Origin of the sequence: Ochrovirga pacifica, from assembly GCF_000220525.1 — a bacterium.
Lineage (GTDB): Bacteria > Bacteroidota > Bacteroidia > Flavobacteriales > Flavobacteriaceae > Ochrovirga > Ochrovirga pacifica.
Genome location: NZ_AFPK01000046.1, coordinates 13736 through 28270 on the forward strand (window position 1 = coordinate 13736; position 14535 = coordinate 28270).

At 34.8% G+C, this 14535-nt stretch carries 15 protein-coding genes; 2 read left to right on the forward strand and 13 right to left on the reverse strand.

Annotated features, from left to right (window positions below; all coding sequences use genetic code 11):
- Positions 1-7: 7 nt before the first annotated feature.
- The 11 genes from FS85_RS0110210 to FS85_RS0110260 all read right to left on the reverse strand — a co-directional run bounded on the left by FS85_RS0110210 (position 8) and on the right by FS85_RS0110260 (position 10206).
- The gene (locus tag FS85_RS0110210; RefSeq protein ID WP_010136162.1) at positions 8-1069 is read right to left on the reverse strand and encodes a CNNM domain-containing protein; all 1062 of its coding nucleotides are present in this window, start codon (positions 1067-1069) and stop codon (positions 8-10) included.
- A gap of 95 nt (positions 1070-1164) precedes the next feature.
- On the reverse strand, positions 1165-2217 hold the full coding sequence (locus tag FS85_RS0110215) for an NAD(P)/FAD-dependent oxidoreductase (protein ID WP_010136163.1): 1053 nt from the start codon (positions 2215-2217) through the stop codon (positions 1165-1167).
- Positions 2218-2298: 81 nt separating this feature from the next.
- On the reverse strand, positions 2299-2895 hold the full coding sequence (locus FS85_RS0110220) for a precorrin-2 dehydrogenase/sirohydrochlorin ferrochelatase family protein (protein WP_010136164.1): 597 nt from the start codon (positions 2893-2895) through the stop codon (positions 2299-2301).
- 1 nt (position 2896) lies between these two features.
- Positions 2897-3652 carry a uroporphyrinogen-III C-methyltransferase gene (cobA, locus tag FS85_RS0110225; protein ID WP_010136165.1) on the reverse strand — a complete coding sequence of 252 codons (756 nt, stop codon included), beginning with the start codon at positions 3650-3652 and terminating at the stop codon, positions 2897-2899.
- 145 nt (positions 3653-3797) lie between these two features.
- Positions 3798-5897: a HEPN domain-containing protein gene (locus FS85_RS0110230; protein WP_010136166.1), complete on the reverse strand. Its 2100-nt coding sequence runs from the start codon at positions 5895-5897 to the stop codon at positions 3798-3800.
- A 143-nt stretch (positions 5898-6040) separates the two neighbouring features.
- Positions 6041-7282 carry a sulfate adenylyltransferase subunit 1 gene (locus FS85_RS0110235; protein WP_010136167.1) on the reverse strand — a complete coding sequence of 414 codons (1242 nt, stop codon included), beginning with the start codon at positions 7280-7282 and terminating at the stop codon, positions 6041-6043.
- 176 nt (positions 7283-7458) lie between these two features.
- The gene (cysD, locus tag FS85_RS0110240; protein WP_010136168.1) at positions 7459-8358 is read right to left on the reverse strand and encodes a sulfate adenylyltransferase subunit CysD; all 900 of its coding nucleotides are present in this window, start codon (positions 8356-8358) and stop codon (positions 7459-7461) included.
- A 116-nt stretch (positions 8359-8474) separates the two neighbouring features.
- A complete protein-coding gene (locus FS85_RS0110245; protein ID WP_010136169.1) occupies positions 8475-9101 on the reverse strand; it encodes a phosphoadenosine phosphosulfate reductase domain-containing protein in 627 nt (208 codons plus the stop codon).
- Positions 9098-9358, reverse strand: a complete 261-nt coding sequence (locus tag FS85_RS0110250; RefSeq protein ID WP_010136170.1) for a DUF2061 domain-containing protein — start codon at positions 9356-9358, stop codon at positions 9098-9100. The genes FS85_RS0110245 and FS85_RS0110250 overlap by 4 nt, the downstream gene beginning before the upstream one ends.
- A 163-nt stretch (positions 9359-9521) precedes the next feature.
- Positions 9522-9728: a putative signal transducing protein gene (locus FS85_RS0110255; protein WP_010136171.1), complete on the reverse strand. Its 207-nt coding sequence runs from the start codon at positions 9726-9728 to the stop codon at positions 9522-9524.
- Positions 9729-9789: 61 nt separating this feature from the next.
- Positions 9790-10206, reverse strand: a complete 417-nt coding sequence (locus tag FS85_RS0110260; RefSeq protein WP_010136172.1) for an RrF2 family transcriptional regulator — start codon at positions 10204-10206, stop codon at positions 9790-9792.
- A 207-nt stretch (positions 10207-10413) separates the two neighbouring features.
- Here FS85_RS0110260 and FS85_RS16735 point away from each other — a divergent pair, with 207 nt between their 5' ends.
- Positions 10414-10569 (forward strand): hypothetical protein, encoded by a 156-nt coding sequence (locus FS85_RS16735; protein WP_160162395.1) that lies wholly within the window; start codon positions 10414-10416, stop codon positions 10567-10569.
- Between the two features lie 128 nt (positions 10570-10697).
- Here the strand turns inward: FS85_RS16735 and nirD are convergent, their stop codons facing one another.
- Entirely contained in the window at positions 10698-11072 is a 375-nt protein-coding gene (gene nirD, locus FS85_RS0110270; RefSeq protein WP_010136173.1) for a nitrite reductase small subunit NirD, read from the reverse strand.
- A 31-nt stretch (positions 11073-11103) separates the two neighbouring features.
- Positions 11104-13623: a nitrite reductase large subunit NirB gene (nirB, locus tag FS85_RS0110275; protein ID WP_029489401.1), complete on the reverse strand. Its 2520-nt coding sequence runs from the start codon at positions 13621-13623 to the stop codon at positions 11104-11106.
- Positions 13624-13725: 102 nt separating this feature from the next.
- Here nirB and FS85_RS0110280 point away from each other — a divergent pair, with 102 nt between their 5' ends.
- Positions 13726-14439, forward strand: coding sequence for a Crp/Fnr family transcriptional regulator (locus tag FS85_RS0110280; protein ID WP_029489402.1), 714 nt, complete (start codon positions 13726-13728; stop codon positions 14437-14439).
- Positions 14440-14535 lie beyond the last annotated feature (96 nt).

The following is a 14535-nucleotide window of genomic DNA, read 5'->3' on the forward strand; positions in this document are numbered from 1 at the left end:
TTAGTATTTATTTTGTAAAAATCCCCATTCTTTCGGCTCTTTTCTCCCAGCTTTTTCTGGCTAGACTTTGCAAGTCTGCTATTTGATCGCTCTCGTCCATAATTTCTAAACCTAACAAAGTTTCTATCACATCCTCTTGTGTTACTAAACCACTTACCGTACCGTATTCATCTACTACCAAAGCAATGTGCTCTCTTTGTTCAATTAGTTTTTCAAACAGGTTAGGAATTGGCAAATCTCTATTGGTTATCATAATACTTCTCTGAATACTAGCTATGGTTTCTTCTCCTTTTCCATCAATAATGGCTCTTAGTAATTGATCCTTTAAAAAATATCCAGTAATGTTGTCTGGGTGATCTGTATAAATAGGAATTCTAGAAAATATGATGTTCTTATTCTCATCAAAAAAAGACTGAATTGTTTGCGATGCATCTGCCGTTTTTATTACAATTCTGGGAGTCATAATATGCCTTGCTTTTACTTCTTTAAACCCTAAAAGATTGCGTATAACTCTGCTTTCATTTTCTAAAAAAACACCTTCTTGTTCTGCAATATCTGTCATTGCCGAAAAATCTTCTCGGCTTAACACACTTTCTCCGTGTGCTCCTTTTCCAAACATTTTGGTAAACAGTTGTAGCATCCAAATAATTCCTGTGTATTTACAAATAAAAATTAATAGATTTAAAGCTTTGGTAGTAAATCCTGCTAAAGATTTCCAATAAGTCGCTCCAATTGTTTTGGGTATAATTTCTGAAGCTACCAAAATTAAAATTGTCATAATTGCAGAAACAACAAACACACCATTTCCTTGGTCATTAAATATTTTTTTGGCTTGTGCTCCTACCAAAATTGCACCTACAGTATGTGCAATGGTGTTAATGGTCAGAATGGCTATTAACGGTTTGTCTACATCATTTTTTAGTACTTCTAAATCTTGTGCATAAGATTTATTTTCACTTTTTTGAACGTTGATGAATGTTGGAGTAACACTTAACAATACGGCTTCTAAAATTGAACATAAAAAGGAAAAAAAAACGGACAAAAGTGCGTAAATAATAAGTAATGTCATATGGATGGTTTTGGTAAAAATAAAAAAACCTCAAGAGAATTCTTGAGGTTTTTAATACGAATTTTAATGCAAATCTATTGCTAACTATTTCTGTATTAAATACTAGTTACAGTCGCTTTTTTTGCTTCTTTCTTCTCTCCATCAAATCCTTCTACTCCGTTTACCGTGGTATATTTCATCACATAACGTTTTCCTGGATTGATGATATTGTATGCGTATTGCACAGCAATGGTAGCTTCGTGGAAACCACACAAAATTAACTTTAATTTACCTGGATAAGTATTTACATCACCAATAGCAAAAATTCCTGGAATGTTGGTTTGGTAATCCAAAGCATTGTTTACTACAATGGCATTTTTTTCAATCTCTAACCCCCAGTTGGCTATAGGACCTAATTTTGGAGACAATCCAAATAATGGAATAAAATGGTCGGTTTCTTTGGTAAATTCACCGTCTTTTTTGTGTTTAATGGTAACAGACTCTACCTTTCCATCCCCTTGAATTCCTTTTACCTCAGCATCAGTAATCAGGTTTATTTTCCCTGCTTTAGAAAGCTCTGCTACTTTTTCTACAGAATCTAAAGCTCCACGGAATTCGTTTCTACGGTGTACCAAAGATACTTCGCTAGCTACATCTGACAAGAAAATAGACCAGTCTAAGGCTGAGTCTCCTCCTCCTGAAATAACCACACGTTTGTTGCGGTAAAATTCTGGGTCACGGATAATATATTCTACTCCTTTGTCTTCGTATTCTGATAATTCTTTGATTGGTGGCTTACGTGGCTCAAAAGACCCTAATCCTCCTGCAATAAATACTGTAGGTGCAAAGTGCTCTGTTCCTTTATTGGTTACTACTTTAAAAGTACCGTCTTCTAATTTTTCAATAGTTTCAGCTCTTTCTCCTAAAGTATAACCTGGTTCAAAAGGAGCAATTTGCTCTGCCAAATTATCAATTAAATCTCCTGCTAATACTTCTGGGTACGCGGGAATATCATATATAGGTTTTTTAGGATAAATTTCTGAACACTGTCCTCCTGGCTGAGGCAACGCATCAATTAAGTGACAACGTAACTTTAACAACCCTGCTTCGAATACCGCAAACATACCTACAGGTCCTGCTCCGATGATTAAGATATCTGTTTTAATCATTATCTACTATTTTTATTTATTATCGTTTTAAATAACGGTTTGTAAATTTAATACAAAAAACTAAGTTCCCGTTATCTTTTGTTATTCTTTTATCTTGTTCTGAATGTCCTTAACTAAGCCTTTGGTAAATTCATTCATTTTTTCTACTTTTTCTTCAAAATCACCTTTAATGGTATCTCGATATTCATTTAAATAATCTGCTAAATCATCTATGTTTTCTGGCAATACTGTTTCAAAAAACTGACGTAAACGTTTGGCCATTGTAGGTGATTTTCCGTTGGTAGAAATTCCTATTTTAACATTCCCTTTAGTCACAATTCCGCCCATATAAAAATCACAATATGTAGGATTGTCTGCCAAATTCACTAAAATAGATCGTTCTTTACAATCGTTGTAAACCTTTAAGTTTACACTAGGAACATCCGTAGTAGCTATTACAATATGTTTTCCTTCTAACATACTTGCATCGTACTTCCCTACTACCATTCGTACATTGTGCTGATTTGCTTTAGCAATAGTTTCTTCTCTATAAAAAGGAGAAATCATGGTTACTTTTGCATCAGGACTCGATTTTAACAAAAAAGTCAACTTCTCCAATGCCACATTCCCTCCTCCTACGATTAACGTATTTAAAGCTGTAACTTTTAAAAAAACCGGATACAATTGATTTTTCTCCATCTTAGATTGTTTTTCCTTTTTGAGTTAAAAATTGTTGATACAACACTTGGCTTTGTTTTACTGTTTCTCCTATCACAATAATGGATGGATTGCTCATCTCTTTTTTATTGATGACAGCCAATATGGTATCTATTTGTCCGACAGCTAAACGCTCTTGCTGTTTGGTTCCATTTTCAATCACCGCTACAGGAATGGTATTTTTTCCTTTTTCAATAAAAGTATTGATAATTTTTTCTAGCTTACTCATCCCCATCAGCACCACAATCGTTACGTTAGAATTCGCAGCAGCTTCTACATCTTCACTCAACTCTTCATCCGAAGTAGTCCCTGTAATGACTCTAAAACTTTCATTAACTCCTCTTTGTGTTAACGATATTCCAAAGCTTGCAGGTGCGGCAATTGCTGAGGTAACTCCAGACACAATATCAATTTCCACTCCGTGCTCTAGCACATACTTTAGTTCTTCTGCTCCACGACCAAACACAAACGGATCTCCTCCTTTTAAACGAACAACGTGTTTTCCTTGTTGTGCATGCTCCAAAATCAATTGATGAATTTTCTCTTGAATGAATTTGTGCATTCCTTTACGCTTTCCTACAAATATTTTCTCTGCTTTAACTGCGTATTGTAACAATTCAGGGTTCGCCAATGCATCGTACAATACTACATCTGCCTCTTTCAATGCTCTTACACCTTTTAGTGTAATTAGCTCTGGATCTCCTGGACCTGCTCCTACTATTGTTAATTTACCACTCATACTTTTTAGGTAGTTAAGGAGTTAAGGAGCTAGCAAACAGCAAAGCTGTTTTAGGAGTTAAGAAGTCCACAATAAACTTCTTAACTTCTGCTTGCAAAGCAAGCTATAACTTCTCAACTACTTAAATTCTTATACGTAACTACGCTTAAGCCAACTCAGCAGCTCTATATGCATCTACCAAATTATAAAACTTGTCAGCATCTGCAATGTATGCGTTTGCAAATTCTTCTGATTGTTCGTTTTTATTGATTTGATATACAAAATCCTCAAAATCAGTTCCTAATTCAATTTTTCCTGCCTTGACAAAAATATCATTGAAATCAGTAATAATTTTGTTGTGTGTATTGGTCTTAGTTCCTTCTGATGTTAACAATGCTTTTGCCGTATGCACCATAGAACTGTATGCAAAATAAATTGCATCGTTTAATTTTCCTTCAGACAAAGCTACTTTTGCACTATCTAACTTCTCTTTAGAATCGTACAACAAAGTCGCTACCAAATCAATCACAACACCAGCACACTCTCCAACTCCTACTGCTTTTTCGTACTTTTCTTCGTTACCCCAGTCAATAAAATCTGACTCTACTAAATCGTCAGTACTAGACAAAGGTTTTAAGAAATCATAAAAATATTTTTGTCCTCCTTTGGATTCGTAGTACTCGATAAAATCTACACCTCCAGAGTTTTCTATATAATCATTTAAAATCAATCTTAATGCTTCTGGCCCTCTCTTAGATGGTACTTTAATTACTTTATCAGCAATTCTAGCTTCACCATTTCCTAAAGTTCCACCTCCTAACAATACTTGCAATGCTGGAGCTACGTATTGACCTGCTTTTACAGACATTCCTTGGAAACCAATGTTACATAGGTTATGCTGTCCACAAGCATTCATACAACCAGAAATTTTAATCACTAAGTCAGAATCGTTGGCAAACTCAGGGTATTCCTCTCTTAACACTCTACCCATTTCTTGGGCTGCTCCTGTAGATGAAGCAATTCCTAAGTTACAAGTATCTGTTCCAGGACAAGCTGTAATATCTACCACAGACTCATATCCTAAATCAGTAAATCCTAATGCTTTTAGTTGTGTATAAAAGAATGGTAACAAGTCTTCGCGTACATGACGTACTAATATGTTTTGACGTAGTGTAAACCTCAACTCATCTGCTGCATAATCTCTAATCAAAGCTGCCAAAGCTCTTGCTTCTGGCAAGTAGAAATCACCAATATTTATTTTAATACCAATAGCATATAAGCCTTCTTGTTTTTGAGCAAACACATTGTTAGTTTTCCATGCTTCATAAGCTTCTGTATCCTCTATAGTTACTTCTGGTGCTACGATTGCTGACAAATCTGGTTCGTTATCAAACCCTTCTGTACTGATAGGAAATGTTTGATATGCCAAAGCTTTTTGCTCATTTGCTACCAATTCATTAAAAGCTTCTAGACCTAAATCTTTTACTAAGAATTTTAATCTTGCTTTGGCTCTTTTAGATCGTTCTCCATAACGATCAAAAATACGTAAAATCGATTCCATATAAGGAATAATTTTGTCTGCTTCTAAAAACTCATGAGCTACATCTGCTAAGCGAGGTTGAGAACCCAATCCTCCTGCCAACATCACCTTAAACCCTAAAACGGGTTTTCCTTCTACAACTTTTATTTTCGCTATAAAACCTATATCATGCATGTAAGACAAGGCTGAATCATCGTCTGCAGAAGAAAAAGAAACTTTAAATTTACGACCTAATTCTTGACAAATTGGGTTTCTTAAAAAGAATTGAAAAACAGCATGTGCATACGGAGAGACATCAAAGGGTTCTTCTGGGTTGATTCCTGCATCAGGTGATGCTGTTACGTTACGCACTGCGTTTCCACAAGCTTCACGAATAGTTACATCACTTTTTTCTAATTCTGCCCACAACTCTGGTGTTCTGTCTAAACTTACGTAGTGAATTTGAATATCTTGACGAGTAGTAATATGCAAACGTCCTCTAGAATATTCTTCAGAAACATCACAAATTCTTAATAATTGATCAGAAGTTACTTTTCCGTATGGCAATTTGATACGGATCATTTGTACTCCAAACTGACGTTGACCGTACACTCCACGAGCCAAACGTAAACTTCTAAATTTTTCTTCATCAATTTTACCTTCATGAAATTGTTGAATTTTATCTGCCAATTCAATAATGTCCTTTTGAACAATTGGATTTTCTATTTCTGATCTAAAACTTTGCATTTTATTTTAAGTTTTAAGGTTTGAAAGTTACAAGTTTGTCAAGTTAACTTTTGAACTTTGCTTTATAATACTTTTTATCTATAAGGGTTATAAATTCTAAAACTAACTTTTAAACTTTACAACCTTCAACTTTATGAACTCGTTTACTGAATAAACCCTACTCCGGATGTATTGTTAGTTTGTGGATCGATTAAAATAAAAGACCCAGTTGTTTTATTTTCTTCAAAAGTATCGTAGAATAAAGTCTTAGCCAATTTTAACGATACATTTCCAATTTCGTTTAGTTTTAATTCTGTTGCTGGAGTTTCTCCTGAGAAATCTGTAGCAATTACAGAGTCAATACCCGCTACTTTTGCAGCGATTACATTTGCTCCTTGCTGAATTAAATATTTTTTACCAACTACTAAGTTGTTTGCATCCATCCAACAAATCTTTGTATCGATTTGCTTTGCTTCTTTTGGTAATTCTGATGACTTTACAATGATATCTCCACGTGAAATATTAATATCATTCTCTAAAGTCACATTGATAGAAGTTCCTCTTGCAGCCTCTTGGTATTTTTTATCAAAAAAGTAAATATCCTTTACTTTAGATGCTGTTTTTGATGGCAACACGGTTACTTCATCTCCTACAGCCAAAGAACCTCCGTATAATTTACCAGCATAACCTCTAAAATCGTGAAATTCATCTGTTTTTGGACGAATAACTGTTTGCACTGGCAAACGTGCTACAGATTCTTCATAAACATCTTGTGCCTCTAAACCTTCTAAGTGTGCTAACAAGGTTTGACCGTTATACCATGGTGTGTTGCTAGAAGCATCTACTACATTATCTCCATTTAGTGCACTTACAGGAATGTAGGTAATGTTTTGTTTAGATCCTGCTCTGGTTGCCAATTCAGAAATTTCTGTTTTGATGGCATCGAATTTTTCTTGAGCAAAATCTACCAAGTCCATTTTATTTACGGCAACAATGATATCTTTTACTTTTAGCAAATTGTTGATAAAAAAGTGTCTATATGTTTGTTCTATTACACCATTACGTGCATCTACCAAAATAATAGCTGCTTGAGATGTTGAAGCTCCTGTAACCATGTTACGAGTATATTCTACGTGACCTGGAGTATCGGCAATAATGTAACTTTTTTTAGCTGTTGAAAAGTAAATATGTGCTACATCAATGGTAATTCCTTGTTCTCTTTCCGCTACCAAACCATCTGTTGCTAAAGAGAAATCTAAGTAATCAAATCCTTTTTGTTTACTGGTTCGCTCTATGGCTTCTAATTTATCGTCGGTTAATGAACGTGTATCATATAATATACGACCGATTAATGTACTCTTTCCGTCGTCAACACTTCCTGCAGTTGCTATTTTTAAAACTTCCATGTTTTGTTATAGTATTAAGTACTGAGTACTGAGTATTTAGATTCAGTGGCTACGCGTACTTTATGTGTTTTTATTAATAGTGTTTAAGTATAGGGTACTAAGTCTTTAGTTTCAGTACTGCATATACTTTTATGTATTTTTTAATCTATGTACTTCGTACTAACTACTCTGTACTATTAAAAATACCCTTGTTGCTTACGTTTTTCCATAGCAGCTTCAGAACGTTTGTCGTCTATTCGAGCTCCCCTTTCAGAAATGGTAGATTTTCTTATTTCATCTACTACTTTGGTGATTGTTGCTGCATCCGAAGGGACAGCTGCTGTACAGCTCATGTCTCCTACAGTTCTAAAACGCACCTCCATCTCTACTACTTCTTCATCTTCTTCGCGATACACGATATCATCTTGTGCTGACCAAATCATTCCGTCACGTAAAAATACATTTCTTTTGTGAGCAAAGTAAATCGAAGGGATTTCGATATCTTCTTTTTCTATGTATGACCATACATCTAATTCTGTCCAGTTAGAAATTGGAAATACACGTACGTTTTGTCCTAATTCTATTTTTCCGTTTAACAAGTCAAACAACTCTGGACGTTGGTTTTTCTCATCCCATTCTCCAAAATCACTTCTTACAGAGAAAATACGTTCTTTAGCTCTTGCTTTTTCTTCATCTCTACGAGCACCACCAATACAAGCATCAAAACCAAATTCTTCTATAGCATCTAACAATGTTTCTGTTTGTAACATGTTACGAGATGCATACTTTCCTGTTTCTTCTATTACCTTTCCTGCATCGATATTGTCTTGTACGTTACGCACTATCAATTCAATCCCTAACTCTTCTGCCAATCGATCTCTAAATTCAATTGTTTCTGGAAAGTTATGTCCTGTATCTACATGTAAAAATGGAAAGGGAATTTTGGCAGGCCAGAATGCTTTTTGAGCCAATCTTACCAACGTAATAGAGTCTTTTCCTCCAGAGAACAATAAAACTGGTTTCTCAAACTGTGCTGCTACCTCTCTCATGATGTAGATTGCTTCACTCTCTAATGTATTTACTCTTAAATCGTTCATTTTTTTATTTAGTATAAAGTAGTTAGTATTAAGTACAAAGTACTTATCAACTACATTTTATATTTTGTTTTATCTTCTCAAAACTCAATACTTTGTACTCTGTGCTTAGTACTAAATTAATTATGCAATCCACACTCTCTGTTTCCTAACACTTTTGTAGGATCAAAGTATTTATGTTCGTTTGGGATGTTATTTTTTTCTAAGTATTGATCTAAATCCTCATCAGAAAAATCGTAAAACGGACTTACTTTTAACACTCCGTTCGCATCTTGAGAAACGACCTCAATTGAATCTCTAAAAGCTGTTTGTCCTTTTCTTAAATTCGTAAACCATACATCTGGTTGATGTGCAGCCATGGCTCTTCTAAAAGGCTCTAACTTTACTTGCTCTGTAAACACCTTGTGCATTGGATCTTCAATCTGAGGAATTCCCATCACTGCATCTCTATGAGCAGAAGTTTGCTTTGGCACATACAAATCGATGTTTAAGCCAAGTAAAGCTATCAATTCCTCGGCATGCTTGTAAGTATTGCGAGTATTGTATCCTGTGTCACACCAAATTACATCAATATCAGACTTTACTTTGGTTACCAAATGTAATATTGCCCCTTCGTAAGGTCTAAAATTAGTAGTAACTACTGGCTTTTTCGCTTTTATGATTGCCCATGTTACAATTTCTTCAGGTGATTTACCCGCTAACTCAGCATTGAATGCTGCAATTTCTTGTTCTGTATATTTACTCATTTTTTTCCCCATTTTACAGCGTTCCAAATACGCTCGTGAAAAAAGTACAATATCATTTTGGTTACAAAATCTATGGATGCAATTGAAGATGCCGTGTTTAAATCTCCTGTAGCAAACCAAGAAACTAATAAGGTATCTAAAGTTCCTACAATTCTCCAACTAACTGCTTTAACAACACTACGAACGGGTTTTTCCGTTGCTGCAGACTTGCTAAAACTTTGTTCTGATTTGTTTCCTATGATTCTTTCCGTTATCATTACTTTTCTTTTCCCTGATTAATTACCCTACTTAACAAGTAGGAAATTATTACAAGATAGGTCGCAAAGATAAATGCTTTATTACAACTGACCAAAAAAAATCCTACCAAAAAAGTAGGATTATAAATTTGCGTGATAAAAATCAACAATAAAACGGAACTAATTATAGCCTTAGGAGTTCATTTGCCTTCATCAATTCGTCTTGATGTACGTACAATTCTCTGTAGTCTGGCGTAAGATCACCAAAACCAGCTAGTAAAGAAGATTGAGTTCTATCTTTAAGTATCGGCTCTATACCATGTTCTTGTAAAAGCTGTTTGCGATGCAAAGTATCTACTATACTTCCCGAAAAAATTTTCACATAACTCATAAACAATTTTATCTTAACAAAAATTCAACATTTATAAGTTCGTAAAAATCCATCAAATACACTAAGTAAAAGAAATTAAATCTTGCAAAGAAGTGTTACGAAAAACCTCTAAAGTCTTGTCTCTTACTTGTATCATTAACTTGCTTACCGCACACGTTTTTTCATCTACACAATCATCACACTTTTCGTAAAAATTTAATGAAACACACGGAACCATAGCAATTGGCCCTTCTAAAGTTCTAATCACATCTGTCATAGCAATATCCTGTGGTGTTTTGGCCAAAAAATATCCTCCTCCTTTTCCCTTTTTTGAATCTAACACTCCTGATTTTCTGAGCTCTAACAAGATTCTTTCTAGAAATTTAAGCGATATATTTTCTTGTGCTGAAATTTCTGATATTTGCACAGGACACTCTCTATTTTGCTTTGCCAAATACGTTAAAGCCTTAATTCCGTATTTTGTTTTTTTGGATAACATAACTACAAAGATACACATCCTACTTAAATAGTAGAATTCTAATCTTTAAACTTAACAAAAACATCTGTCAAATTACAGCAAGGCAATCACAAGTAAACAGATTAAAAAAAGGACTTAAACTGCTAAAAAACAGCCACAAAAAAACATTAAGCTCTTACATTTGTAACATACCCCAAAGTATTTCTTAACTTTAAAAATCATAGCCATATGAAAAACACCAATTACACACATTATTACCAAATGATTCAAAAAGTAAAGAGCACCAACCCCGATTTGTACGTAGCTACTTATAATGAAGCCAAACGAAATTTGGTTCCTGAACAGTTTTTATTACTCCAGCAGAAAATTACAACCGCCATATAAAACGCAAAACCCTGTTAATCACAGGGTTTTATTTTGCCTATACACTAATACTTTTCATCAAAAAACCCAATGCTTACACATTGGGCTTACTGGTTGTAAAACAAACTTAATTAATAAAAACTATTTTATTAACTAATGCCGATATAAACAAAGCCGTCTTTTACTTTAACTGGATATACAGCTATCGCATAATCTTCTCCGTTTAAATCCTCTCCTGTTTTAAGAGAAAATGTTTTTTTATGTAATGGACAAGCAATTTTTGGTGTTCCACAATCTTCCCCAATCATCCCTCTAGACAAAACCATTTCCATTTTATGAGGGCAAACGTTTTGTGAAGCATACCACTTACCTTCAGCAGTAAAATTAAACACTGCTATTTGCTTATCATCTATTTTAACACAAGCTCCGCCGTTTTCCGGAAATTTAGCTACTGGGGCTGCTTTGAACCAAGTCTTTACTTCAGCCTCTGTTACTGTTTTATAGGTTTCTAATATCGCACTCATTTTTGATGTTTTTTTAAAATTTTAATAAAAATTAAGCCCACAGTTTTGGCATTTTTTGATCTCTTAACGAAACAAACTCTATGTTGTTATCTGTTTCTTCAGAATTGATAAAATGTGTAAAGCGATTGTTTTGTCCATCTATGTTTTCAATTGCTTGTTTCCACTCACATTTGTAGGAATCTATCAACTTAGCCATGTCTTTTTCCAACATTTCGCAAATCCCTAAACTATCGTTTACAACTACATCTTTTACATGTGCAATTCCTCCTTCAATTTTATCTAACCAAGCCGCAGTACGCACCAAAGGACCAGCTGTTTTTATATAATACATAATAAAACGGTCGGTGTACTTTAGTACTGTTTCATTATCAATCTTTTCTGCTAGTAATTCGGCATGTCTCGGATTAGCCCCTCCATTTCCACATACATACAAGTTCCAACCTCCTTCAACAGCTATTACACCAAAATCTTTACACCTAGCCTCTGCACATTCGCGAATACATCCTGAAACACCTCCTTTAAATTTATGCGGAGACCTGATTCCTTTGTATCTATTTTCCATTTCAATAGCAAAAGAAACAGACTCATCCATTCCGTAACGACACCAAGTAGATCCAACACAAGACTTTACGGTACGTAAAGATTTTCCATAAGCATGACCGCTTTCAAAGCCATAATCAATTAATTCTTTCCAAATCAGTGGCAATTCGTGCAGCTGTGCTCCAAACATATCAATACGCTGCCCCCCTGTTATTTTGGTATATAAATCGTATTTTTTAGCAATCTCTCCTATCTGAATAAGCTGTGTAGGAGTAATCTCTCCCCCCGCAACTCTGGGCACTACTGAATATGTTCCGTTACGCTGAATATTTGCCAAGAATTTATCATTAGAATCTTGAATAACATTGTGTTCGTTTGCTGTATCGTTGTAAATGCTCGCAAATAAAGAAGCCGCTACGGGTTTACAAACTTCACAACCCAACTTACCTTTACCATAAGTAGCTAGCAAATCTTCATAACTTTTTATTTGTTTTAGCTTGATCAAATCATACAATTCTTGACGAGAATAATCAAAATGCTCACAAACAGTTTCTTTTACAGTGATTCCTTGCGACTTTAAGGTTTCATTAATTAAATCTGTAACCATAGGCTTACACCCCCCACAACCTGTAGTTGCTTTGTTAGCAGCCGCCATCTCTTTTACCGTAGTTACACCTTCTTCTACCTTACAGCAAATACCTCCTTTGGTAACAGCCTCACAAGAACAAACTACAGCAGTGTCAGGCAAATCTAACACCGATCCAAACGAAGCTTCCTCACCCCCTCTAGCTCCTAGAATTAAATCTTCGGGATTTTCAGGAATTGCCATTCCGTTCAGAAATATTTGATGCAACATATTGTAATCAGAAGCATCTCCTACTAGAATTCCTCCTAACAAAGATTTCCCATCTTTAGACACATTGATTTTTTTATAAATTCCTTGAAACTTATTTTCATAAACAATTGTTTCAGATTTTTTTGTCTCGTTTAAAGCATCTCCAAAACTCGCCACATCAATTCCCGATAACTTTAACTTTGTTGACATATCGATATGCTTAGGCATTGCAGTCTCTACTTCTCCTAAAATTTGATCAACAGCTACTGCTGCCATATCATAACCAGGAGCCACCAAGCCATAAATCATCTGATTCAATAAAGCACACTCCCCAATAGCAAAAATAGATTCATCAGAAGTTTTCATAAAATTGTTTACCACAACACCTCCTCTAGTTCCAACCTCCAGGCCACACGTTTTTGCCAATTCATCTCTTGGTCTAATTCCTGCTGAAACCAACAACATATCTACTTCCAAAACATCATTATTTCCAAAATCCATCCCTGTGATGTACTCATCACCCAAAACCTGTTTTGTAGCCTTATTTAATAAAATTTCAATTCCAATATCTTCTAACTTTCCTTGCAATACTTTACTAGCGTCGTTATCTAGCTGTCTGGGCATTAATCTCGGTGCAAACTCTACCACAGAAGCAGATAAATTCATATCTAAAATAGCTTTACCTGCCTCTAGCCCTAGCAAACCACCTCCTAAGATCGCAGCTTTACCGTTGGCTTTTCTAGCTTTAATTTCTTCTGCATAAGCCATTGTTGCATCTAAATCTTCAATTGTTCTGTAAACAAACACTCCTTTTTTTTCTACCCCAGGAATAGGAGGCACAAAAGGAGACGAACCTGTGGCTAATACTAAGAAATCATACGTATATTCCTTATCTGTTATGGTTGTAATTGTTTTCGAGTCTCGATGAACGTCGGTTACACGTTCATTAGTGATTAGCTGAATGTTATACTCTTGATACCAAGATCTTGGAGCCATACTTAAACGTTCTGCATCTTGATCTGCAAAATACTCACTTAGATGCACACGATCATATGCAGGCCTTGGCTCTTCACCAAACACAATTACATTAAACGCATCATTTCCAGCCTTTGCTACAAGCTTCTCACAAAACTTGTATCCAACCATTCCGTTACCTATTACTAAAATTGTTTTCATATATAAAGAAGTTTGTTTTACTTTGTAGTACGATGCAAACATACGTATTTATACTTAGACAAACAAGTATATACGTAATTTAGAACCAAATACGTAGAAAAAATGAGTTACAATTGTGCGAGTTGCGAAAATGACAGCTGTCTAATCAAAAAAAACCTAAACTACATTAACAATCTAGACCCTAATATTACTGATCAAAAACACACAATTCAGTGTAAAAAATCAAGACAGTTTATTATGGAGGGTGCCCCTGTTAACGGCCTTTACTTTATTTATAGCGGTAAGGTAAAAGTAATTAAAACAGGATATAATGGTAAAGAACAAATATTACGATTATCTAAAGACGGAGAAGTTATAGGCCATCGCGGATTTGGTATGGGAGAAACTTATAAAATTGGTGCTACCGCCATAGAAGACACTATATTATGTAATTTCTCCTCCTCTTTATTAAAAGAAATTTTACTATCCGAACCCAAGGTTACTTTTGACTTTATGCACTTTTACGCAAACGAACTCAACAGAAGTGAAACCAAGGTAAAAACTATGTCGCAAATGACTGTAAGAGAAAAAGTTATTGACATGATTCTTTATATATACAGAAAGTTTGGAAATCATGATGATGGCACTATTGGCTTAGAATTGTCAAGAAAAGAATTAGCCGATTACGCAGGTACCACCGACGAACAAGTAATACGTATTTTGTCTGCATTAAAAAAAGAACAACTTATATACACCAAGGCCAAACTCATTAAAATACTAGACTTAAGCAAGTTAAAGAAAGAAATTGCAGAACACAACTTCTTCTTAGACAGCTAAAAAAGAAATCAAATACAAAACACGAATTAAAAAACTGCTTTTAAGCAGTTTTTTTTATGATAAAAAACTAAATCATACATGCTTTTACAACAACTA